The 22,819-nt window shown below is 64.3% G+C and carries 17 protein-coding genes and 3 riboswitches; of the genes, 8 read left to right on the forward strand and 9 right to left on the reverse strand.

Annotated features, from left to right (window positions below):
• Positions 1–127: 127 nt before the first annotated feature.
• The 6 genes from AC07O0_RS21430 to AC07O0_RS21455 all read right to left on the reverse strand — a co-directional run bounded on the left by AC07O0_RS21430 (position 128) and on the right by AC07O0_RS21455 (position 8,344).
• Positions 128–784: a class I SAM-dependent methyltransferase gene (locus AC07O0_RS21430; protein WP_494625704.1), complete on the reverse strand. Its 657-nt coding sequence runs from the start codon at positions 782–784 to the stop codon at positions 128–130.
• Complete coding sequence (locus AC07O0_RS21435; RefSeq protein WP_494625705.1) at positions 781–1,560, reverse strand: ABC transporter ATP-binding protein; 780 nt, start codon at positions 1,558–1,560, stop codon at positions 781–783. Before AC07O0_RS21435 ends, AC07O0_RS21430 begins: the two co-directional genes overlap by 4 nt.
• Complete coding sequence (locus tag AC07O0_RS21440; protein ID WP_494625706.1) at positions 1,557–2,600, reverse strand: FecCD family ABC transporter permease; 1,044 nt, start codon at positions 2,598–2,600, stop codon at positions 1,557–1,559. The genes AC07O0_RS21435 and AC07O0_RS21440 overlap by 4 nt, the downstream gene beginning before the upstream one ends.
• On the reverse strand, positions 2,597–3,625 hold the full coding sequence (locus AC07O0_RS21445; RefSeq protein ID WP_494625867.1) for an ABC transporter substrate-binding protein: 1,029 nt from the start codon (positions 3,623–3,625) through the stop codon (positions 2,597–2,599). The genes AC07O0_RS21440 and AC07O0_RS21445 overlap by 4 nt, the downstream gene beginning before the upstream one ends.
• 219 nt (positions 3,626–3,844) lie before the next feature.
• A riboswitch (cobalamin riboswitch) is annotated at positions 3,845–4,054 on the reverse strand.
• Positions 4,055–4,147: 93 nt separating this feature from the next.
• The gene (locus AC07O0_RS21450) at positions 4,148–5,272 is read right to left on the reverse strand and encodes a ribonucleotide-diphosphate reductase subunit beta (protein WP_494625707.1); all 1,125 of its coding nucleotides are present in this window, start codon (positions 5,270–5,272) and stop codon (positions 4,148–4,150) included.
• A gap of 156 nt (positions 5,273–5,428) precedes the next feature.
• A complete protein-coding gene (locus tag AC07O0_RS21455) occupies positions 5,429–8,344 on the reverse strand; it encodes a ribonucleoside-diphosphate reductase subunit alpha (protein ID WP_494625708.1) in 2,916 nt (971 codons plus the stop codon).
• A gap of 114 nt (positions 8,345–8,458) precedes the next feature.
• A riboswitch (cobalamin riboswitch) is annotated at positions 8,459–8,656 on the reverse strand.
• A 136-nt stretch (positions 8,657–8,792) separates the two neighbouring features.
• Positions 8,793–8,997, forward strand: a riboswitch (cobalamin riboswitch).
• Positions 8,998–9,112: 115 nt separating this feature from the next.
• Here AC07O0_RS21455 and metE point away from each other — a divergent pair.
• A complete protein-coding gene (metE, locus tag AC07O0_RS21460; RefSeq protein WP_494625709.1) occupies positions 9,113–11,461 on the forward strand; it encodes a 5-methyltetrahydropteroyltriglutamate--homocysteine S-methyltransferase in 2,349 nt (782 codons plus the stop codon).
• Positions 11,462–12,128: 667 nt separating this feature from the next.
• Complete coding sequence (locus tag AC07O0_RS21465; RefSeq protein WP_494625710.1) at positions 12,129–13,475, forward strand: tyrosine-type recombinase/integrase; 1,347 nt, start codon at positions 12,129–12,131, stop codon at positions 13,473–13,475.
• Positions 13,476–14,135: 660 nt separating this feature from the next.
• Here AC07O0_RS21465 and AC07O0_RS21470 read toward each other — a convergent pair.
• The 3 genes from AC07O0_RS21470 to AC07O0_RS21480 all read right to left on the reverse strand — a co-directional run bounded on the left by AC07O0_RS21470 (position 14,136) and on the right by AC07O0_RS21480 (position 16,442).
• Positions 14,136–14,570, reverse strand: coding sequence for an NUDIX hydrolase (locus tag AC07O0_RS21470; protein WP_494625711.1), 435 nt, complete (start codon positions 14,568–14,570; stop codon positions 14,136–14,138).
• A gap of 183 nt (positions 14,571–14,753) precedes the next feature.
• Positions 14,754–15,395, reverse strand: a complete 642-nt coding sequence (locus AC07O0_RS21475) for an IMP cyclohydrolase (RefSeq protein ID WP_494625712.1) — start codon at positions 15,393–15,395, stop codon at positions 14,754–14,756.
• An 822-nt stretch (positions 15,396–16,217) separates the two neighbouring features.
• Positions 16,218–16,442: a hypothetical protein gene (locus tag AC07O0_RS21480; RefSeq protein WP_137879079.1), complete on the reverse strand. Its 225-nt coding sequence runs from the start codon at positions 16,440–16,442 to the stop codon at positions 16,218–16,220.
• Positions 16,443–17,278: 836 nt separating this feature from the next.
• On the opposite strand from AC07O0_RS21480, the gene AC07O0_RS21485 reads away from it, so the two are divergent.
• Genes AC07O0_RS21485 through AC07O0_RS21510 form a run of 6 tightly spaced genes read left to right on the forward strand, consistent with a single transcriptional unit; the run spans position 17,279 to position 22,795 of the window.
• Complete coding sequence (locus tag AC07O0_RS21485; protein WP_494625713.1) at positions 17,279–18,235, forward strand: class I mannose-6-phosphate isomerase; 957 nt, start codon at positions 17,279–17,281, stop codon at positions 18,233–18,235.
• Positions 18,232–20,514 (forward strand): glycosyltransferase family 4 protein, encoded by a 2,283-nt coding sequence (locus tag AC07O0_RS21490; RefSeq protein ID WP_494625714.1) that lies wholly within the window; start codon positions 18,232–18,234, stop codon positions 20,512–20,514. The genes AC07O0_RS21485 and AC07O0_RS21490 overlap by 4 nt, the downstream gene beginning before the upstream one ends.
• 37 nt (positions 20,515–20,551) lie before the next feature.
• Positions 20,552–21,922: a glycoside hydrolase family 130 protein gene (locus AC07O0_RS21495; protein WP_494625715.1), complete on the forward strand. Its 1,371-nt coding sequence runs from the start codon at positions 20,552–20,554 to the stop codon at positions 21,920–21,922.
• On the forward strand, positions 21,909–22,148 hold the full coding sequence (locus tag AC07O0_RS21500; protein WP_494625716.1) for a hypothetical protein: 240 nt from the start codon (positions 21,909–21,911) through the stop codon (positions 22,146–22,148). Before AC07O0_RS21495 ends, AC07O0_RS21500 begins: the two co-directional genes overlap by 14 nt.
• A gap of 55 nt (positions 22,149–22,203) precedes the next feature.
• Entirely contained in the window at positions 22,204–22,425 is a 222-nt protein-coding gene (locus AC07O0_RS21505) for a hypothetical protein (protein WP_494625717.1), read from the forward strand.
• Between the two features lie 10 nt (positions 22,426–22,435).
• Positions 22,436–22,795: a hypothetical protein gene (locus AC07O0_RS21510; protein ID WP_494625718.1), complete on the forward strand. Its 360-nt coding sequence runs from the start codon at positions 22,436–22,438 to the stop codon at positions 22,793–22,795.
• The last annotated feature ends 24 nt before the right edge of the window (positions 22,796–22,819 follow it).

The following is a 22,819-nucleotide window of genomic DNA, read 5'->3' on the forward strand; positions in this document are numbered from 1 at the left end:
ATGTCGGCGTCGCGCGCTGGGCGACGCCAGACCGCTCTTCTGCTGCGCAGATCCTGAATGTCCGCTTGAGGATGCTCTCCAAAGTCGGGAAGTGGCGCATCTTCCGCGTTTTGCAGTCAGTCCAAGATCAATCCTTCCGGGCGGTCAGCACGAACATCGGCACATTGCCAGGATAGGGCGATGACGGGAACAGATGCTGCCAGCTCCGCGCCAGCCCGAAGCCGGCCTCGCCCAGCATCGCCCGCGCGTCGTCCTCCGTCAGCCCGTCGTGGCGTGGGAGGCTTGCAGCGAGCGTATCGGGATAGGTTGAGCGGTATTGCGCCGCAACCGACCACAGCCCGTCGGAGACGAGCACCAGCCCACCCGGGCGCAGGATGGAATGGGCCTGGCGCAGCGCCGCCATCGGATCAGGCAGCGTCCAGAGCACATTGCGCAGCGTCACGATGTCGGCCGAACCTGGCGCGAACGAAGCCTCCTCGATCAGCGCCTGTTCGAAGGTGACGTCGAGCCCGGAGGCCTCCGCCGCCTGCCGGGCCACGGCGAGCATGCCCGCGGAGCCATCGCAGGCGCACACACGGTGTCCGAGCGATGCGGCGATCAGCGCGCAGGCGCCGGTGCCCGTGCCGAGATCGACGACGTCCTTCGGCTCCTCCGCTTCGAAGGCGGCCGAGAGGACATCTCGCCAGAGCGCAGCCTGCGCGACATGCGAAGCGACGCCGTCGAAGGCCGGCGCGCGCCAGGTCCAGTAGTCGGAAACCTGGCTCTGCGCCTCAGCGGGTCTCATGATTGCCTCCGTTCGGCTTCGATCAGGTATTCGATATGCCGGCGCCCCGACGCTCCCTTCCGGATCGAGACGGCGACACCAAAAATGCGTTGGATCGCCTCGGCGGTGAGGACCTCGTCCGGCGACCCCGCCGCCTGCAGCCGCCCCTCATGCAGCAATGCGATCTCGTCGCAGAACATCGCCGCGAGATTGAGATCGTGCAGCGCCATGATGCAGGTGATGCCGAGACGGCGGACCAGCCCCAGGATCGAGAGCTGGTGCTGGATGTCGAGATGGTTGGTCGGCTCGTCCAGGATGAGCTCGCTCGGCTCCTGCGCCAGTGCACGCGCAATATGGACCCGCTGGCGCTCTCCGCCCGAGAGCGTGTGCCAGAATTGGTCGTGCCGCTCGGTGAGTCCGACCCTTGCGAGCGCCTCGTTCACCGCCGCCTCGTCGGCGTCGCTCCAGGATGCGAGTGCGGCGCGATGCGGCGTGCGGCCGAGCCGGACGACGTCGCAGACGGAGAGCTGGATCTCGGTGGTCGCCTGCTGCTCGACGAAGGCGAGGCGGCGGGCAAGCTCGCGCCGCGGCACGGCAGCGATATCACGCTCGTCGAGGGTGACGACGCCGCTCGCGACATTGCGCAGCCGGCAGAGCAGCCGCAGCAGGCTCGACTTGCCCGAGCCGTTCGGCCCGATCAGGCCGAGCACCCGGCCGGGCGCCGCCTGCAACGTCACCCCGTCGACGATCATCCGGCCGGCGGCGCCCCAGCGCGCCTCACGCGTGGCGAGCGTCATGCCGGCCGCCTCGCCCGATAGAGGATGAGCGCAAAGACCGGCGCCCCGAACAGCGCCGTCACCACGCCGATCGGCAGGATCTGCTGCGGGATCAGCACGCGCGACAGGATGTCGGCGAGGATCATGAAGATCGCGCCGATGACGAGGCAGGCCGGCAGCAGCCGGGCATGGCCGGAGCCGACGAGGAAACGGGCAGCATGGGGGATGATCAAACCGACGAAGCCGACCGTGCCAACGATCGAGACCATCACCGCGGTCATCACCGCGGTTGTCGCGAAGAGCACGACCTTGACCCGCGTCACCGCGACGCCGAGCGAGGCGGCGGCATCGACGCCGAAGGCGAAGGCGTCGAGCGCCTTGGCGTGCAGCATGCAGATGCCGAAGCCGACGAAGGCGACCGGCGCCGCGATCCACAGATCCGGCCAGCGTACGCCGCCGAAATTCCCCAGCAGCCAGAACATCACACCGCGTGCCTGTTCGGCGCTGGCCATTGTCGTGACGATCGTCGCCGTCGCCGCATTGAAGAGCTGCGAGGTGGCGACGCCGGCCAGGATGACGCGATCGCTCGCCCCGCCCGCACCTGTCGCCAGCAGCGCGACCACGGCAAGCGCAGCGCAGGAGCCGATGAAGGCGCCGGCCGAGAGCGTCAGCGCCGTGCCGCCAATGCCGACGCCGAGGATCAGCACCGCGACGGCGCCGGTCGAGGCACCGGCGGAGATGCCGAGGACGTAGGGCTCCGCCAGCGGGTTGCGCAGCAGCGCCTGCAGGATCGCCCCCGAGAGCGCCAGCGCTCCGCCACAGAGCCCAGCCATCAGTGCCCGGCTCAGGCGATAGTCGAAGATCACACCCTGCTGGATCGCGCTCACCGGAAAATCGAGATTGAACAGCCCGTTGCCGAGCGCCCGCAGCGCGGTGCTCAGCGGGATGCGCATCTCGCCGATCGTCACCGCCAGCGCCACCGAGATGGTGAGCGCGATGAGCGAGGCCAGCCCGATCGCGATCCGCGCCGGCCAGTTCGGGCCGTGGGCGGCGTGACTCAAGGGGAAAGGCCGAAGCCGGAGATCGCCTTGGCGAGCGTCTCGATGCCGTCGACCGTGTCGAGCCCGGCGCGGGTCGCCCCGACATCGAGGACCACGATGCGATTGTTCTTCACCGCATCGAGCTTGCTGGCGACGGGATCGGTCTTGAGGAAGTCGAGCTTCTTCTCGATGTCGTCGGCTGGGAAGCGACGGCGATCCATCTTCACCGTGACGATCACCGCCGGATTGGCACCGGCAATGCTCTCCCAGCCGACCAGCGGCCATTCCTCATTGGTGGTGATGATGTTGCGGGCGCCGAGCTTCGACAGGATATAGGCGGGCACGCCGTTCTTGCCGGCCATGAAGCCGTCGCCCTTGATGTCGCGGCTGGAGAACCAGACCACGACCGGCACGTCCCTGGCCTTGAGGCTGGCGACCGCTGCGACCGCCTTGTCTTCGCGCGCCTTCAGCTCGGCGACGAGCGCCTCGGCGCGGTCCGAGACGTCGAAGATCTGTCCGAACTCGCGGATGTTGCGATAGACCAGCTCCATCGTGAACATCTGGGTGCGCACGCCATCGCCCGCGCCGGAATTGTCCTTGCCGACGCAATCGGTCGGCGAGACGTAGGTCGGCACCTTCACCCCCGCGAACTGGTCGCGCTTGCCGACAATGCCGTTCGGCCCGACATGCCATTCAAACATCGCGGTGACGAGGTCGGGCTCCTGCGCCAGCACCGCCTCGAAGCTCGGATCGTTGTCGGCGAGGCGCTTCACCTTGGCGTTGACCGCCTCATAGGGCTTGGCGACCGGCGAGAACCAGACCGCCGTGCCGACGACGCGGTCACCGAGGCCGAGTGCGTAGAGGATCTCGGTCTGCGTCTGCCCGATCGCGACGACGCGTTTGGGCGGGGCGGCGAAAGTCACGCTCTCGCGACAGTTCTCCAGCGTCAGCGGATACTGCGTCGGTGCTGCGAACGCCGCGCCCGCGACGAGGGAGCCGAGGAGCCCAGCGATTGGCAGTCGGAGACGGCGAGCGAACTGGTGCAGGGTCGGCACAGAAGCAACCTTGATTGTTACAATGTTGCATTTCTGATAGGACTGGCTGCGCTCAGCCGTCAAGTTCCCCGCGATGGCGCGGGCGGCAATCTGCATGAACATGGATCTCATCGCTCCCCGAGATGACGGCAGGAGAGCTGCGCAGCGGCGTGGATGGATGGAGCACATAGCCGCCATCGACACACAGCTCCGGAACACCCCGTCCGAAAGACGTTTTCGACGACCGGGGCAGGTCTCCTGGCTCGCGGGTCGGTGCCGCTTCCGCCCGGCCTTCCCGGCGCGATATGCGCCAGTGGACGATGGGCGGAGAGCTCGCCGCTTACAGTTGCGGGGGCAGCCTCGGCTTCGGCGCAAGGCGCCTCACCGAATTCCCTCTTAGCTCCGGGAGCAACCCGGAGAACCTCGATCGCGGCCCAACCTATATGGGCGCGCCGTACCGTCAAGCACTGTTCGGAAATGCCACCATCAGCGCCATCGAACTGGTGCGATCGCGCTGCCAGTTCAATGCCATGCCTATTCCCAGCTCAGCGCGCCGCCGTTCTGGTATTCGATGACGCGGGTCTCGAAGAAGTTCTTCTCCTTCTTGAGGTCCATCGCCTCGCTCATCCAGGGGAACGGGTTCTCGGTCTCGGCAAAGACGGGGGTGAGGCCGAGCTGGCCGCAGCGGCGGTTGGCGATGAAATGCATGTACTGCTCGCAGAGCGCGGCATTCAGTCCGAGGAAGCCCCTCGGCATGGTGTCGCGGCCATAGGCCGCCTCGAGCTCGGCCGCATCGCGGATCATGCCGCGGACCTCGTCCTGGAAGGCCTTGGTCCAGAGATGCGGGTTCTCGATCTTGATCTGGTTGATGACGTCGATGCCGAAGTTCAGGTGGATGCTCTCATCGCGCAGGATGTACTGATACTGCTCGGCGATCCCCACCATCTTGTTGCGCCGGCCGAGCGAGAGGATCTGCGCGAAGCCGGTGTAGAACCACATGCCCTCGAAGATCGCATAGAAGGTGATCAGGTCGCGCAGCAGGGCCTGGTCGTTCTCCGGCGTGCCGGTGCGGAACTCCGGATTCTCGATGCTCTGCGTGTGCTTCAGCGCCCAGGCCGCCTTGTCTGTGATCGAGGGCACCTCGCGATACATGTTGAAGAGCTCGCCCTCGTCGAGGCCGAGGCTCTCGACGATGTACTGGAAGGTGTGGGTGTGGATCGCCTCCTCGAAGGCCTGGCGCAGCAGGTATTGCCGGCATTCGGGGTTGGTCAGGTGGCGGTAGATCGCCAGCACGATGTTGTTGGCGACGAGGCTCTCGGACGCGGCGAAGAAGCCGAGATTGCGCTTGAGCATGCGCCGCTCGTCCTCGGTCAGCCCATCCTTCGACTTCCACAGCGCGATGTCGGCCTGCATCGAGACCTCGGTCGGCATCCAGTGGTTGTTGCAGCCAGCGAGATACTTCTCCCAGGCCCATTTGTACTTGAGCGGCAGGAGCTGGTTCACGTCGGCGCGCGCATTGATCATGCGCTTCTCGTCAACGCTGACGCGCCCGCCATTGCGGTCGATCTCGCCGAGGCCGGTGGCGTCGGGAGCGGAAGCGCTGGTGAGGATTGCGGGGTTAGCCGGTGTTGCGGGCTTGGTGTCGGACCAGTCGAGCATGGGGTGTTCCGTTCTTGAAATTGAAGAGCGTCATGCTCGGGCTCGACCCGAGCATCTCGTGCCGACGGAGGCTCAAGCGCCTCGTCCTGCCGGAGATTCCCGGGTCTGCGCTTCGCTTCGCCCGAGAATGACGCGCGAGATGAATGGCTGCGGTCGTTACTGACACGCCTCGCAGGTCGGATCGTCGATCGAACAGGCGTTCGGTACCGCCATGCCGTTCTCCAAGGGTATGTCGACGATGATCGGCGCGGCCGCCTTCGCCGCCGCCGGCACGGTGGCCGAGACCGCGTTGAGCTTGCCGTCAGTGCCCTTCAGCGTCGATTTCTCGACATGAGTCGCCGAGAGCGCGCGCAGGTAGTAGGTTGTCTTCAGCCCCAGCCGCCACGCCAGACGATAGGCCTCGTCGAGCTTCCGGCCGGAAGGCTGGGCCATGTAGAGGTTGAGCGACTGGCCCTGGTCGATCCATTTCTGCCGGCGCGCCGCCGCCCTGATCAGCCACTCCGTCGGGATCTCGAAGGAGGTCGCGTAGAGCGCCTTGAGATCGGCCGGGACGCGATCGATCTGGCTGACCTTGCCGTCATAGTATTTCAGGTCGGAGACCATCACCTCGTCCCAAAGCCCGCGCGCCTTCAGGTCATGGACCAGCCCGGCATTCACCACTGTGAAGTCGCCCGACATGTTCGCCTTGACGTAGAGCTGGCTGTAGGACGGCTCGATCGACTGCGAGACGCCGACGATGTTCGAGATCGTCGCGGTCGGTGCGATCGCCATCGTGTTCGAGTTGCGCATGCCGGTGGTCATCACCCGCTGGCGCAGGCTCTCCCAATCGAGCGTCGAGGAACGATCGAGCTCGACATCGCCGTCGCGGGCTTCCGAGAGCAGGTCGAGCGAGTCGATCGGCAGCATGCCCTTCGACCAGAGCGAACCCTCGAAGCTCGGATAGCGGCCGCGCTCGGCGGCAAGATCGACCGAGGCCGAGATCGCATGGAAGCTGATCGCTTCCATCGATGTATCGGCGAAGGCGACCGCCTCCTCGGAGGCCGCCGGCAGGCGTAAGCTCTGCAGCGCGTCCTGGAAGCCCATCAGGCCGAGGCCGACCGGGCGATGACGCAGGTTCGAGCGGCGCGCCTCGGGAATCGTGTAGAAATTGATGTCGACGACGTTGTCGAGCATGCGCATCGCTGTCTTCACGGTCCGCGCCAGCCGCACCTGATCGAGCCCTTTGGCGGTGACATGTGCCGCTAGGTTCACCGAGCCGAGATTGCAGACCGCGACCTCGTCGGCCGAGGTGTTGAGCGTGATCTCGGTGCAGAGGTTGGAGGAATGCACCACGCCGGCGTGGCTCTGCGGCGAGCGCAGATTGCAGGCGTCCTTGAAGGTGATCCAGGGATGGCCGGTCTCGAACAGCATGGTCAGCATGCGCCGCCAGAGATCGAGCGCCTTCACGCGCTTGAAGACCTTGATCTCGCCGCGCGCGGCCCTGACCTCATAGGCTTCATAGGCGGCCTTGAAAGGCTTGCCATAGAGGTCGTGCAGGTCCGGCACCTCGTCGGGCGAGAACAACGTCCAGTCGGCATTCGCCTCGACGCGTTGCATGAACAGGTCAGGGATCCAGTTCGCTGTGTTCATATCGTGGGTGCGGCGGCGGTCGTCGCCGGTGTTCTTCCGGAGATCGAGGAACTCCTCAATGTCGACATGCCAGGTCTCGAGATAGGCGCAGACCGCACCCTTGCGCTTGCCGCCCTGGTTGACCGCGATGGCGGTGTCGTTGGCGACCTTGAGGAAGGGCACGACGCCCTGGCTCTCGCCATTGGTGCCCTTGATATGGGCGCCAAGACCGCGCACAGGCGTCCAGTCATTGCCGAGGCCGCCCGAATATTTGGCGAGCAGGGCGTTGTCCTTCACGGCCTTGAAGATGCCGTCGAGATCGTCGGCGACCGTGGTCAGGAAGCAGGAGGAGAGCTGCGGCCGCAGCGTGCCCGAATTGAACAGGGTCGGCGTCGAGGCCATGAAGTCGAAGGACGACAGCAGGTCGTAGAATTCGATCGCCCGCGCCTCGCGGTCGATCTCGCGCAGGGCAAGCCCCATGGCGACGCGCATGAAGAAGGCCTGCGGCAGCTCGAAGCGATTGCCGCGGACATGCAGGAAATAGCGGTCGTAGAGCGTCTGGAAGCCGAGATAGTCGAATCGCAGGTCGCGCTCGGACCTCAGCGCGGCGGCGATGCGGGCGATGTCGAAGCGGCCGAGCTCGGGGTCGATCAACTCGTTCTCGATGCCGGTCTTGAGATAGGCAGAGAAATAGTCGCCATAGCCAGCGGCCATCTCTGCCTGCGTCGCCTGCTCAGTGCGGCCATGAACGAAGCTCAGCGCTTCACGCCGAAGCTTGTCGAGCAGGAGGCGCGCCGAGACCTTGGAATAGTTCGGCTCGCTCTCGATCAGGGTGCGGGCGGCGAGGATCGGCGCCAGCGCCAATTCGTCGAGCGAGATGCCGTCATAGAGGTTGCGGCGCGCCTCGGCGAGGACGGGCTCGGCCGAAACGCCGTCGAGCTCCGCACAGGCCTCGCGCACCACCTTGTCGAGGCGCGCGGCATCGAGCGGAACGAGCGTCCCGTCGGCGAGTTTCATCTGCAGTGAGGGCGCCTGCGCGGTAGCAGGCTTCGCCTCGGCGGCGGCCTTGGCGCGCTCTCGCGCCCGCTCGGCCCGGTAGAGCACATAGGCGCGGGCGACCTTGTGGTGTTCGCCGCGCATCAGCGCGAGCTCGACCTGGTCCTGCACGTCCTCGATATGGAAGGTGCGGCCGGTGGTGGCACGGCGGGTCAATCCGGCGACGACCTGCTCTGTCAACTCGGCGACGACGTCGTGGATGCGACGCGAGGCGGCGGCACTGGAGCCTTCGACCGCGAGGAAGGCCTTGGTCAGCGCGACCGCGATCTTCGACGGGTCGAACGGCGTCACTGCGCCATTGCGGCGGATGAGCTGGTAGCCGGGCTCGTGCGCCGGGGTGTTGGACGGTGCAGCAACGGCGGTCGGCGGAACAGCAGCGGGCCGCTCGGCTTCAAGAGAAAGAGACATCGGCATCAACCCCAAGATGTTGGGGGCAAAGGCCAAAGCGGTTGCGTCGAGAAGGCGCGCGGCGATACGAGGCCGCGACCTGCCAAGCGCACCACCGGGACACCCCGCCCGAGGACGAAAACTAGGGTCGCGGCAGGTCTCCTGGCTCGCGGATCATCGCTCGTGCCCGTCTTCCCAAGGCCTTGCGGCCTCAGTGACTCAAATGGACGCGAACTCACCGCTGACAGTTGCGGGGGCAGCGCCGGCATCTCACCGGCTTCCCTCTTAGCCCTCGAACCAGTGATTCGAGAGACCGTGACCACCAGATTTAGTAGTCTCTGTGCTGTTGCTGTCAATCGGTCGTGTGCGCCTTACCGCTCCCATGTGGAAAGCGAGGATATCTCTGTCCGACAAAATATGGAGACATAAAGATGTCTTTATATCTCGGTTGACGTTTGCTCCCGAGTGAGCATACTGACTGCGTCGAGGTTCTCCGGCGCGGCTTGCCGCATCGGAGCTAAGAGGGAAGCCGGTGAAATGCCGGCGCTGCCCCCGCAACTGTAAGCGGCGAGCTGCTGTCCAATTGACGTCACTGAGACCGACAAGGTCCCGGGAAGGCCGGACAGCAGCCCTGACCCGTGAGCCAGGAGACCTGCCCCGACAACATGAACGTCCTCGGGCGGGGTGTCCCGGTGGTGCGCTTGGCGGCCCCGCCCGGATTCCGTGTCCGGCCGGTCCTCGTCCCGCGTCCGCTATGGCCTTTGCCCCCAACTTGTTGGGGTTAAGCCTATGTCTCAATCAGTACATGTCGCCACTCTCGGCACGCCGCGCATCGGTCCGCGCCGCGAACTCAAGACCGCGCTCGAAAGCTTCTGGGCCGGAAAGTCAGACGAAAAGTCTCTCCTCGAAACCGCAGCCGGCCTGCGCGCCGCCAATTGGGCACGGCAGAAGGCGCAAGGGATCACGGTGATCCCGTCGAACGACTTCTCCTTCTACGACCAGGTGCTCGACACCAGCGTCATGGTCGGGGCGATCCCAGCGATCTACGGCTGGAAGGGCGGCCCGGTGCCACTCGGGACCTATTTCGCCATGGCTCGCGGCTCTCAAGGTGAAACCGAGCCGCATACTTCCTGCGGCCATGCCCATCACGACCACGAGCACTCCCACGGCGTCCCGGCCCAGGAGATGACCAAGTGGTTCGACACCAACTATCACTACATGGTCCCCGAGTTCGCAGCCGGGCAGCGCTTCGAGCTTGCCTCGCTGAAGCCGGTCGACGAGTACCGCGAGGCCAAGGCGCTGGGTTATGAGACGCGGCCGGTTCTGCTCGGCCCGGTCACCTTCCTCAAGCTCGGCAAGGCCAAGGATCCGTCCTTCGAGCCGCTTTCGCTGCTGGGCGAACTGCTGCCGGTCTATATCGACGTGCTGCGCCGGCTCTCGGCCAATGGCGCGGAGTGGGTGCAGATCGATGAGCCCTGCCTGGTGCTCGATCTCGACGAGGCCGCCCACGAGGCGCTGCGCCGGACCTATGCGACGATCGCCCACGCTTTGCCGCAGCTGAAGATCATGCTGACGACCTATTTTGGGGCGCTCGGCGACAATCTCGACACCGCCGTGTCCCTGCCGGTAGCAGGCCTGCATCTCGATCTCGTCCGTGCGCCCGGGCAGCTCGACGCGGTTCTGGCGAAGGCTCCGCGCGGCCTCGTGCTCTCGCTCGGCGTCGTCGACGGCCGCAACATCTGGCGCACCGATCTGGAGAAGGTGCTGGCGCGGATCGAGCCGGTCGCGGCCAGGCGCGGCACTGACCATGTCCAGATCGCTCCGTCCTGCTCGATGCTGCACAGCCCGATCGACCTCGAGCTCGAGAGCAATTTCGATCCCGAGGTGAAGGGCTGGCTCGCCTTCTGCGTCCAGAAGATGGGCGAGCTCGCGACGCTCGGTCGCGCGCTCGGTGGCGGGCGCGACAGCGTCCAGGAAGCCTTGGCCGTCTCGACAGCGGCAGCGGCCGCGCGCAAGGCGTCCCCGAAGGTCAACGACAAGGCCGTCGCCGAGCGGATGGCTGCGGTCACCGAGGCCTTCGGGCGCCGCGAGAGCGCGTTCGCAAAACGCGCGAAGCTGCAGCGCACGCGCTTCAACCTTCCGGCCTTTCCGACCACGACGATCGGCTCCTTCCCGCAGACACCCGAGGTCCGCAAGGCCCGCGCCGCCCATGACAAGGGCCAGCTCGGCCATGCCGAGTACGAGCGGTTCCTGCGCGAGGAGACCGCTCGCACCGTGCGCTGGCAGGAGGAGATCGGCCTCGACGTACTCGTCCATGGCGAGTTCGAGCGCAACGACATGGTGCAGTATTTCGGCGAGCAGCTCGCCGGCTTCGCCTTCACCCGCCATGGCTGGGTGCAGAGCTACGGCTCGCGCTGCGTGCGCCCGCCGATCCTGTTCGGTGACGTCTCGCGGCCGAAGCCGATGACGGTGGAATGGTGGCGTTATTCGCAGTCGCTGACCAAGAAGCCGATGAAGGCGATGCTGACCGGGCCGGTCACCATCCTGAACTGGTCCTTCGTGCGCGATGACATCTCCCGCAGCGAGGCGTCGAAGCAGATCGCGCTGGCGATCCGCGACGAGGTGCTCGACCTGGAGCAGGCGGGCGCAGCAATGATCCAGATCGACGAGGCGGCGCTGCGCGAGGGCCTGCCGCTGCGTAAGAGCGACTGGAAGTGCTATCTCGACTGGGCGGTCGAGAGCTTCCGCATCTGCGCCTCCGGCGTCGCCGACGAGACGCAGGTCCACACCCATATGTGCTATTCGGAGTTCAACCAGATCATCGATGCGATCGCGGCGATGGACGCCGACGTCATCTCGATCGAGACCTCGCGCTCGAAGATGGAGTTGCTCGACGCCTTCGTCGGCTACAAGTATCCGAACGAGATCGGCCCCGGCGTCTACGACATCCACTCGCCGCGCGTGCCGGATGTTGCCGAGATGAGCGAGCTCCTGAGGCTCGCGCGCCAACGGCTGAAGGATGATCAGCTCTGGATCAACCCCGACTGCGGCCTGAAGACCCGCAAATGGGAGGAAGTCAAGCCGGCCCTCGTCAATATGGTGCAGGCCGCGCGGGAAATTCGGCGGGCTACGCCTTAGGTCGCCGCGAAACGACGCGCTATGGATACATTCAAAGTCGCCGGAAAAGTGCCAAGCGTAGGGCACTGACACGGTTCAGCGAGGTCTGCTTTCGGGCAGACCTCTAACTTCCGCTCTTGGCGCGCTGCTACCTTGAACATTCGCCCAACCGCACTGCTCGAATCGGGGGAGACTAGCGTTGCGGTCTTTTCGCCTGTTATGGGCCCGTCCGGCTCCTATCCGCTACGCCTGAGCTAGCGTCTACTGCGCCGAATTAACGCGCCAGAAGCGAGCGTCGACGAGTTCGAGCAGGCCAACTCCAGACACGTGGACCTTGGTTCATGCTTGCTAAAACGGGGAGGTTCAGATGCTGAGCTGTGGCTATCCGGTGGCTACTCACAGAATGGCCGTATGGCCAAAAGCGCCGAGATGAGCAGAAGCATTAATGATTGAAAGAGGTTAAATGGCGCGCCCGACACGATTCGAACGTGTGACCTTTGCCTTCGGAGCAAGGATAGTGTGTTTCGCCGAAGCTATCCGATTTTATCCGAATTCACGCTATGATGCTGAAATACAAAAAGAAATTTGATATCCGCCTGCGCCGACCATACGATGGGACGGTCGAAACCCCTCCTTGCCGTGCTTCCGCCCTGCTTACGCGAGGAGCCTTCCGAAGAGAGAGCGAAGCGTGGCGAAACTGACCAAGCGAACCGTCGACAGCGCCGAGATCGGCGAGGCGGACTATATCATCTGGGATGAGGAATTGCCCGGCTTTGGGCTCCGGGTCTTTGCTTCCGGCAAGCGCAGCTACCTAGTGCAGTATCGCTCCGCCGGGCGCTCCCGACGCTACACGATCGGCTTGCACGGGGTCTGGACGCCCGAGGCGGCAAGGCGCGAAGCGAAGGTCCTGCTCGGTCAGGTCGCAAGGGGCGGAAATCCCGCTGAGGATCGCAAGCTCGATCGCGAGGCGATCACGGTCAAGGAGCTTTGCACCCGCTACCTCGCCGACCTCGGGCAAGGTCTTATTCTCGGCAAGCGAGGCCGCCCGAAGAAGGCGACCACGATCGTCACGGATACGGGCCGCATCCAGCGCCATCTCATTCCATTGCTTGGCAGCCGGCGGGTTCGGGATCTGACCAGGGCCGATATCACCCAGGCCATGAAAGACATCATGGCAGGTAAGACACGGGCCGATGTGAAGACCGATAAGTTGCGTGGCCGGGCGATTGTGCGCGGAGGCGCCGGCACGGCAACGCGCACGATCGGCCTCCTAGGCGGCATTCTGAGCTATGGGGTCGAACTCGGCATCATCGAGGGCAATCCCGCCCACGGTGTCCGCAAGCCCAAGGACAACGTGAACGGTCGCCGGCTTAGCGAACAGGAATATCGGACCCTCGGCGAGATTCTCAGGAAGGCGGCCGACGACGGACAATATGCGACCGCAGCGGAGATGATCCGCGTCCTTGCCCTAACCGGCTGCCGGCGCAGCGAGATCATCAAGCTGCGCTGGAACGAGATCGATTTTGAGGGCAGTTGCCTGCGCCTTACCGATAGCAAGGAGGGCGCCTCGGTACGCCCAGTTGGCCTGCCGGTGCTGGAATATTTCGAAGGTCGGCACGACGAGAGCGCGGAAGGCTATGCCTTTCCTGGCTGGGCCGACGATACCCCATTCGGAAGCTTCCCGTACCACTGGACGAAGATATTGGGAAAGACCGAGCTAGCCGACATCACGCCGCATGTCCTGCGGCACAGCTTCGCCAGCATCGCCAATGATCTCGGTTTCACCGAAGCAACCATCGCCGCGCTGGTCGGCCATTCGCGCGGGACGGTTACGAGCCGCTATATCCATACGGTGGATACCGCGCTCGTGATGGCAGCGGATAATATTGCCGGATACATTCAGGGACTGCTGGACGGCGTCGCCTTCAGCCACACTTCCTATGCGCTCGACCGGGCCTCGCGGAAGGCGTCGCTCGCGCACTTCCTAGGGAAGACGGCCCCGGGAGCAGATGTAAGTGATCGTGACGCGGCGTAGCCGCGCCGAATTAGAATCGAGATCGATGTGCTGTGCGATCCATCGCCCTCCGGCGGACGAGCCTCGCGCCGAAGTCATCTTCGATCGCGATTCTCGCGAGGGCGCAGTCAAGCGGCTCTGCATGGGATAGGCTGCAGGGATCGTGCTGCCCGTACCGACGGGGGCGGCGACACGCCTGCGGATGGCATCGCTGTCCGGAAGCAGATTATCGAAGACATTGATGGCGGGCGCGCCGATATAGCGGTCTGCTGAGCGCCGATACCGTTCTCTAACGGATCAAAGTCCGGCTGCTTGGTTTTGAGCGGTTGGAGCCGTTGGGTGCCTGCGCTCTCTGCGTGCCCGTCGGCACTTGATGAGGTCGGCTGGGTGTGATCCGAGACCATTTGCTGGAGCGCCCGAGGCTGGAGTTTCCGGCCTTCGATCATGGCGGTGAGTTGGGGCTCCGCCGGGATTTTGCAGCAGGATCGGGGGCTTGTTGCCGATCGCTCCGTCCGGGCGTTTCACGGCGAGATGGCGACGTGGCCCCTTCGCAGGGGCGAACCTCCATGTCATGCGTCGCAACCGAGTCCAGAATGTCGGCCGGGAAGTCCCATAAGGCGCGTGCGCTGCCCACCCAAAGCAGAATTTCGGGACGGGCCGGGCGATGATCTTGCCCCGTCGCTAGTTCGGTTCGAGCGCCCGGATGGCTGCCTTTAGTCCGGGCTCCTCGACGAGGTCGGCGGCGTCCTTCAGCGAAAACCAATGTGACTGGCGCTGGCTGTTCTCCGCCCAGTTCTCCAGGCGCCGCTCGGCCTTGAGTAGGTAAAGCGTCACCTTGCAGAGCAGGAAGTAGTCTTCCATCCGCTTCCAGTAGAGATAGCGGCCTACCGGCTTCTTGCGGACCTTGCCGACGATCCCGGCCTCCTCGCGCCCTTCGATGGCGGCTCCTTCGTGGCCCTTCTTGCCCTTCATCCGCCAGCCTTTGGGAACGACCCACCTGCGCGTCGTGCGGGTCGTGACGAGCAGAATCTCCCGCTCTCCAGATGGCGCCCGGCGCAGCGGCAAGGCGGCGATCTGCCCCCGCGACTTGGCCGATACCCGCTTTGTCTTCTTCATCGAATCGCGAGTACCCTTTCTGTCCGAGAGGCTAATATTATAGAGCCGGCAAATCAATGTTGGCCGATAGCCGCGGCCCCACGCGAGGCAAACAGGCTTCCAACTTCCATGAAGCAGCAGCAGATTTTTGCCGGCCTCCAAGCAGCGACAACAACCGCTAACGATCCAAAACAGAAGTTTGCTTCAGCCGCCGGGGGTTAGCGTCCCGACTTCGATGCCGTTCTCCCGTGAGACAGCGGCTGCTGCGCAGACGGGTTTCTCGAAGTCCACGAAGATCGAGCGCCTCGTCACGTGATCGCAAATCGCATTCGGCTCGGACTCCCGAAACGATCGGTCAATCTGGCCCGGTGATGGCGACGGAAACTCATAGGTGGTGACGTACGCCATTTGACCCGGCTCTACCGCAATTGGTGTCACACAAAGCGAATTAGCCGTCACACTGCCGAGCCAAAGCCGATCTTCCGCGATGTCCAACAATCCGCAGATGCGAGGCGTGTCGTACTCGTCGAATTCACGATCCAGCCCTGCCAGAACCGTCAATATCGCATCCCGCGGAGCGTTGCCCGCCTTCAGTCTCTCGAAGATGGGTCTGGTATGGGTGCCGTTGCTGACGACCGCGAACCGCTCGTTCCAGACGATGCACTCATACGCGATGTAGGGGCTCTCCGAGGCGGCATCCGGGCTCCCAGCGTACGGAACGATTTGAACTGACCGCCCGCACTGTCTTGCTGCCCTGTTCGGAAAGGATCGGCTGGAAACGCGATAGGCCGCAACCTGCCGCCCTTCCGGAGTGCGTCCCACTCCGACAATTCGACCAACATACATGTCAAATCCCCCCGCTCGGCGTGGGCATACAGGTGGCGGGATGATCCTTCAACGGTTGGCCCGCTCAAGGACTTTTGGCAGAACAAGGCGCCCCGGGGCCGCGATGCGCCAGGAGCGGACGTTGGCCTTCTGCCCGGAAGCAGACCTTCGCACTCAGGTCGCTAGCTGAACAGACAATCGTGCCTGACGCGCAAGGTAGTCGATGTTTGCCGCTGGTGGCGCCTTACATCGGCGCGCTTGATTTCCCTAGCTCCACCGAGCGAGCGCGCATGTGACGACGTTTCCGCCTTCGCCTCATCCACAGACCGAATACGAATGATAGCAAGGCGCTGACGGCAAGCGGCGTTGCAGGCGGAAGAAGGTCGATGCTGTAGAACTTCCCGACACCCCATACGGCCACCCCGAAAAGGCAGACACTGATCAGGCCATAACTCAGCGCCGAACCGGCGGGTGCGGGGGCATAGGTGGAGGCCGCAATTTCGGCCTCTACTCTTTGACGATCGACGCGGGTCAATGCGATACGATAGCGAAAGCCAGCGCCATGGCTGAGATCAGCCCCCCATAAGCTAGCCAGACCGGATATCGGCTCAAGAGCCAAACCCTGTACAAGTTCCTGTGTGACATGACGTTGGTCATTGAGGGCTCCGAAATTCTGCTCTTGGAGTATGCACAGCCCTCGAATTGACGACGATGCGATTTCGTTGAGATTCGGTCAGCACGCCTGCCAAAGTCGCACTGGGACGTATTGCTTGGCCCAGTTTGCCGAGCCACCCGCGCAGTGCGCTCATAAGCAGCGACACCAGATATCGCTGAAACCCGACTTCAGGCGCGTTCAATCACACGTCCGGCGAACGTCAGATGATCCGCGCCGATCGACGTGATCCTGATATGGCACCGTCCACCGTCATCGGTTTCGAGCATCAGGTCGCCTTGAAGGTCGACGAGAGCCAATATGCTCGGGTCGCAGATGAGCTTGCCCGATCTCTCAGTCGACATGTCGCAGACCAATTCGGCACGCTGTCCTGTCTTCGTGATCAAACGAGCCATGGATCGAATCCTTTTGCTCGAGGGCGGGCACACCGCACACGCTCGAAATGACGGCCTGCCAACTCCATCATGTTCGCGTCTGCGAGCGCAGCGTGCCATTGATATGGGAAATCACCTCCGAAGCCGGTAGAGGTAAAAAATAATAAATATCCAAAAATCTTAGATACTAGCTATTAATCCACGAAATCAACGTTTTAAAGGGAATTCCTGTAAATAAAATATCCGATCAGAACTATATTTTACGATATCTCTGCGAGAGAATTATTTTGAGCCTTGTATCAGAAGAAATTTATCCCATTTTCGAGCGTGACCGGTCGGTATTAAAATTACTGACCGCGAGCGGTCGGGCTGCCGCCGGGCGCGCCTGACTTCGCTCGTCAGAAAACTCTGTCTGTTTTGGAAGGAACCGCAGCGACCAATCGCGCCGAGCAGGTCACCGTCCACTTTTCGTGCCGATTTTTGTGGCCCGGCCTCAAGACGCCGTTTCCGGCCGGGGAATACCAAGTCGACCAAAACGAGGACGCAATCGAGAGCATGTGCGGGCTGGCTTGGCGGCGTGGGTGGCCTCATTTATTTGCCGGCTATCTGAACGCCCGATTCTACACATCCGATGGCTCCGATCGAGTCGACCTACATCGCTACGACCCTTTGAAAACGATCAGCAGCTGCCTTGATCACCAGGAGCTGAGAGCTCCGCGCCGGAGTTCAGGCGCCCAATAAAGGCAAGGCCCGCAAAGAGCGGCCCCCTCGCCGACATCTATGCCTTGCCGGCCCCGCCGCAGCGTCGTTCGGCAATCCCGTCGAACCATTGAAGCCCGGCGATTTTGGAGTTCGCCATGGCCCTCGAATTTGCTCGCCTGCAGGCCGTACCGAAACCCTGGGGATCACACGACCTCCTGCCGTGGAGCGGTATCGATCATCACGACGCCGCCATCGGCGAAATCTGGTTACAGCGTCACGATTCGGCTCTTGAGCCCGCTTTGCTCCTCAAATTGCTGTTCACACGCGAAGCTCTCTCGATCCAGGTGCATCCGGATGACGACGCAGCCCATGCGATGGGGCTTGCGCGCGGCAAGACCGAAGCCTGGTATGTGCTTGCTGCCGAGCCCGGCGCCACGGTGGCGCTCGGCTTGCAGTCGTCGCTCTCGCAAGCGCAACTACGAGCCGCGATCGAGGACGGCTCGATCGCCGAGCGCATGTCCTGGCAAACCGCCGCGGCGGGAGATGTCATCTTCGTGCCGGCGGGGACGATACACGCGATCGGTCCAGGCCTCGTGCTTGCGGAGATCCAGCAGCGCAGCGATACGACCTTTCGCCTGTTCGACTACGGTCGCCAGCGCGAGCTCCATATCGAGCTCGCTGTTGCCGCCGCCCATGCCGGACCAGCCGCAAAGCAAGTACCGGCGCGACGCCTGAGCGATGCCAGGACGCTGCTCCTGGTGACCTCGTTCTTCACCCTCGAGCGTTTCGAACTCGCGCCGGAATCCCTATGGGAACTGCGCGCGCAGGCCGAGACCTGGCTGCTCGTGATTGCCGGAGAGGGCCGGATCGGCCCGTGGCGGGCGCAAATTGGCGAAGGCTACTTCGTGCAGGCGCAGACCACGCATCTCGCCACCGGGCGAACGGGGCTGACCTGCCTCGTCGCCTATGATGCCGTCTTGCCCGACCGTGACCTTCTTCGGCCGATCGCAAACCGAAATGCGGGCGTCCCGGCCCAGGCCACGATCCGCGGGTCTCTGCTGCTCGCCGCGATGGCGAAAGCGCAGATTCCAACCCCAGAGGCACGAGCATGACCGCACTCCACCGCATTGCCTTCATCGGCAACTCGCTGCCGCGCCGCTGCGGCATCGCGACCTTCACCACGGATCTGCAGCAGGCGGTCGCCGCATCGGACCCCGATCTGGCGACCTCGATCGTGGCAATGAACGATAGCGACGGTTACGACTATCCGGGCTCTGTCGGGTTCCAGATCCGCGACGACCGGATAGAGGACTATGCGCGCGCTGCCGACTTCCTGAACGAGGGCCGGTTCGACGTCGTCTCGCTGCAGCACGAATTCGGCATCTTCGGCGGCGAAGCCGGCGCGCATGTCGCCGGATTGCTGTCACGGCTGACGATGCCGGTCATCACCACGCTTCACACCGTCTTGTCGAAGCCGAGCCCGGCACAGCGCGGCGTCATGGAGCGGATTGTCGATGCCTCGTCCCGCGTCGTCGTCATGGCGGAGAAAGGGCGCGACATGCTGCGCACGATCTACCGGCTTCCCGCAGACAAGATCGAGGTGATCGCGCACGGCATCCCCGATTTCGCTTTCGTCGAGCCTGACGAGGCCAAAGCGAGGCTCGGCTTCGCCGGCCGCTCGGTGATCCTGACTTTCGGCCTGCTCTCACCCAACAAGGGCATCGAGGTGATGATCGATGCGATGCCGTCGATCCTGAGGCGCCGGCCCGATGCCGTCTATGTCGTCCTGGGGGCGACGCATCCCCATCTCGTCCGCGAGCAAGGCGAAGCCTATCGCATCGGCTTGCAGAATCGCGTCCATGAACTCGGCATCGAGGATCACGTCGTCCTCCTCGACCAGTTCGTCGACCGCGAGACGCTGCTCGGCTTCATCTCGATGTGCGACGTCTACGTCACGCCCTATCTCAACGAGGCGCAGATGACCTCGGGTACTCTGGCCTACAGCTTCGGGCTCGGAAAAGCGGTTGTCTCGACGCCCTATTGGCATGCCCAGGAACTGCTCGCCGATGGCCGCGGCGTGCTGGTGCCGTTCAGCGACGTCGTCGCGACCGGCAACGAGATCGCGGGATTGCTGACTGACTCGACCAGGCGGCAGGCCATGCGCCGGCGCGCCTATGCCAGCAGCCGCTCCATGACCTGGGAGCAGACCGCAAAGCGCTACCTCGCCACATTCGAGGCGGCGCGGCGTGGCCGTGTGCTGAACGTGATTGCCGGTACGGCGCAGACAAGACCACCTCTGCAGCCATCCGTGCCACCGGAGTTGCGGACGGATCACCTCCTCTGCATGTGCGACGACACTGGCCTCTTCCAGCACGCCGTCCATTCCGTGCCGGATCGCGCGCACGGCTACTGCGTCGACGACAACGCCCGGGCGCTGCTGCTGTCCTGCCTTCTCGGCAGCGCCGGCGAGCAGCACCTGCCCGAGCCTCTGACGGCGCGGTTCGCCTCCTTCGTCCAGCACGCCTGGAATCCGCAGGCGCGGCGTTTCCGCAACTTCATGAGCTTCGATCGACGCTGGCTCGAGGAGGTCGGTTCGGAGGACAGCCATGGCCGGACGCTCTGGGCTCTCGGCGAATGCGCGCGCAGCGGCACCAGTCCGTCACGGCGGCGCTGGGCCGCCGCGCTGTTCGCCGAGGCCGTGCCCACGGTCGAGAGCTTCAGTTCGCCTCGGGCCTGGGGATTCGCCCTGCTCGGCCTCGACGCCTACTGCACCGTGGTCGCGGCGCCGTCCTCCACCATCCAGCTGCGCTCCCTGCTGGCGGACCGTCTGCTCGCTTTGCTGTCGACGGTCGAGACGCCGGACTGGGTTTGGTTCGAGGAAGGTCTCTCCTATGACAATGCCCGGTTGCCACAGGCTTTGATTGCCACCGGGCTTTCGATGCAGGTTCCCGCCTATGTCGAAGCCGGCCTGCGCTCGCTGCGCTGGCTGGTTGGGGTGCAGAGCACACCTGCCGGCCTGTTCCGGCCGGTGGGCTCGGAGAGCTTCGGCGACAGGCTCAGCCCGCCGAAGGCGTTCGACCAGCAGCCCCTGGAGGCCACGGCGACCGTCTCGGCCTGCCTTGCCGCCTGGCGGGCTGATGGCGACGCGCAATGGCGGGCGGAAGCGGTGCGCGCCTTCGCCTGGTTCATGGGCGAGAACGATCTGTCGACACCACTGGTCGATCTCGAAACCGGCGCCTGCCGCGATGGTCTCCACCGCGATCGGCCGAATGAGAACCGCGGCGGTGAATCCGTGGTATCCTACCTTCTCAGCCTCGCCGAGATTCGCCAGCTCTCCCGTATGAGTGGGGACCGCCCGAAACTGGCGCCGCTTCGGGTCTTGCACGCCTGAGCCTCCGGCGATCCGCACAAACCGAACTGGGGCCGCCTTGCCGCAAGCCACCTTCCTGAACCGGCAGGCTCTGCACCTGCACCCCGATCCCGCTCGGGTCGTGGTGCGCCGCTTCGGGCCTTCACCCGATCCGCGAGACATGAACCCGACCGACAAGCTGCGCGCGAACCACATCGTTGCTCGCGTGATGGGACTGAGCCAAGATGCGGCAGCAAGCCAGCTCGCCGAGGTGCTCGAAAACTTCAACGGCCGGCACCGGAATCTGCTGGAGCGCTTCGAGGCACGCGCTCACGAGATGGAGGAGGTGTTCACAACGCACTGCGAGTTCAGCAGGACGCAGCGCCAACTGGTCGGATCCTATTTCCTGCACGAGTATTCGTTCGAGGCGGCGGCCCTCTTCAACCCGAGCATCGTCTCGCATCCCGACCAGTCAGGCGCTCCGCCGGGCGGGCGGCGCTTCGTCCTCAGCCTGCGCGCGGTCGGCGAGGGACACATCTCGTCCCTGACCTTCCGTTCCGGCACGATCGCCGCCGATGGCAGCCTGAGCGTCGATCCGACCTCGCGCCTCGCGACGATCGCCACTTTCCGCAACCGGATGGTGCGCCTCGATGGCGACGACGTCGAAGTGGCGTTCTCCCCGGATGGCGACATCAGCGAGCGAGTGATCTTTCCGATCACGGCCTCGCAGTCGAACGGAATCGAGGATGCGCGCTTCGTCGAGTTCGACGAGGGTGGGCGAAGCGTGTTCCGCGCGACCTACACAGCTTATAACGGCAGGGGGATACGCTCCGAGCTGATCGAGACCACCGACTTCCTTTCATTCCGGATGTCGCCGCTACGAGGCAGCGCCGCCGTGAACAAGGGCATGGCGCTGTTCCCGCGCAAGATCCACGGCCGTTACGCCATGATCGCGCGGCAGGACAACGAGAACCTTTATCTCGTCTATTCGGACGATCTCATGAACTGGGACGGCGGCGTCGCGATCCTGAAGCCGCGATACCCCTGGGAGTTCATCCAGATCGGGACCTGCGGCTCGCCGATCGAGCTCGACGAAGGCTGGCTTTTGTTCACCCATGGCGTCGGGCCGGTGCGGCGCTATGCGATCGGCGCAGTCCTGCTCGACAAGCAGGATCCGTCGAAGGTGCTGGCGCGTTCCCGCGAGCCGCTGGTCCGGCCGGAGCCGTCCGAGCGCGAGGGCTATGTTCCCAACGTCGTCTACACCTGCGGTGCGATGCGCCATCGGGACCAGATCGTCCTGCCCTACGCGGTTTCCGACACCTACTGCAATTTCGCAACGATCCGGATCGAGGCGCTGCTGCAGGCCCTGAGCCCCGTCGCCGCGGACGAGACACACGATTTGCGGCAGGGCGCCCGCCCTGAAAAGGAGCATGAACATGACCCAAGATAAGCCCACGGCCCAACACTCGATCACGCCTGGCGACGTGGTCCGGCTGTCCTTCGGCTTCGCCGATCAGTCCGGTTCCGGCGACTACGAGATCGTGCGGATCATGCCGACGCGGGCGAGCGGCGAGCGCGAGTACCGCGTTCGCGGCGCCGACGGCCATGAGCGGGCGATCGGCCATGACCAGATTGTTTCGGACGGGCCCCGATCGCCGCGCAGCCGCGTCGGGTGACGCTCGCTGCGCGGCCGGCCTCCTGCCCCAAACCAATCCACTTCGGAGAAGACACTTGCCTGAGAACTCGAAATCCCGCGTGACCGCAGATGCCGCGTTCCTGAGAACGCAAACCCAGTCGATGTCGCGCAATCGCGTGCTGTCCGAAACGGAGAGCATCAATCAGGCGCGCGACGCCAACACGGCGCGCTTGAGGGCATTGCGGCTGCAGAAGGAGGCAGCCGACCGAGCCACTGCAGAGTCGGTGCCGCCGCTCAAGCGTAAACGGGCTGTTTGACACGGACGCTATGACCTCGTCCGAGGTCCTCGACGAGAAGACCGCTGGCCCGGCTGGTCGAAGCCCACCCTTCGGGCCTGCCGATCGGGTTTTGACCCATGGAGTTCGCTTGGACATCAACGTTTCGCGGAAGCCTGATGGCACGGCCTGGCTGCTAACCGACTTGCTCGGTCGAGCGATGGGATATGTCGAGGACAGGACGCAGGGCGAGTTCATGATCTATCCCGCCGGCCAGGCGATCGAGACGATGCAAGCCATGCGGCGAGGTCCGTTCCGGTCGCTCGATGCCGCGCTGGCCGAGATCGAGCGCTTTACCCGGGGAACCTGCCGGCGCGTTGCGGAAGGCGTGCCTCCCGATGCCGATGAATGACGTACGTCGACCGGCAACACATTG

Source organism: Allobosea sp. GW821-FHT10B12, assembly GCF_059415545.1.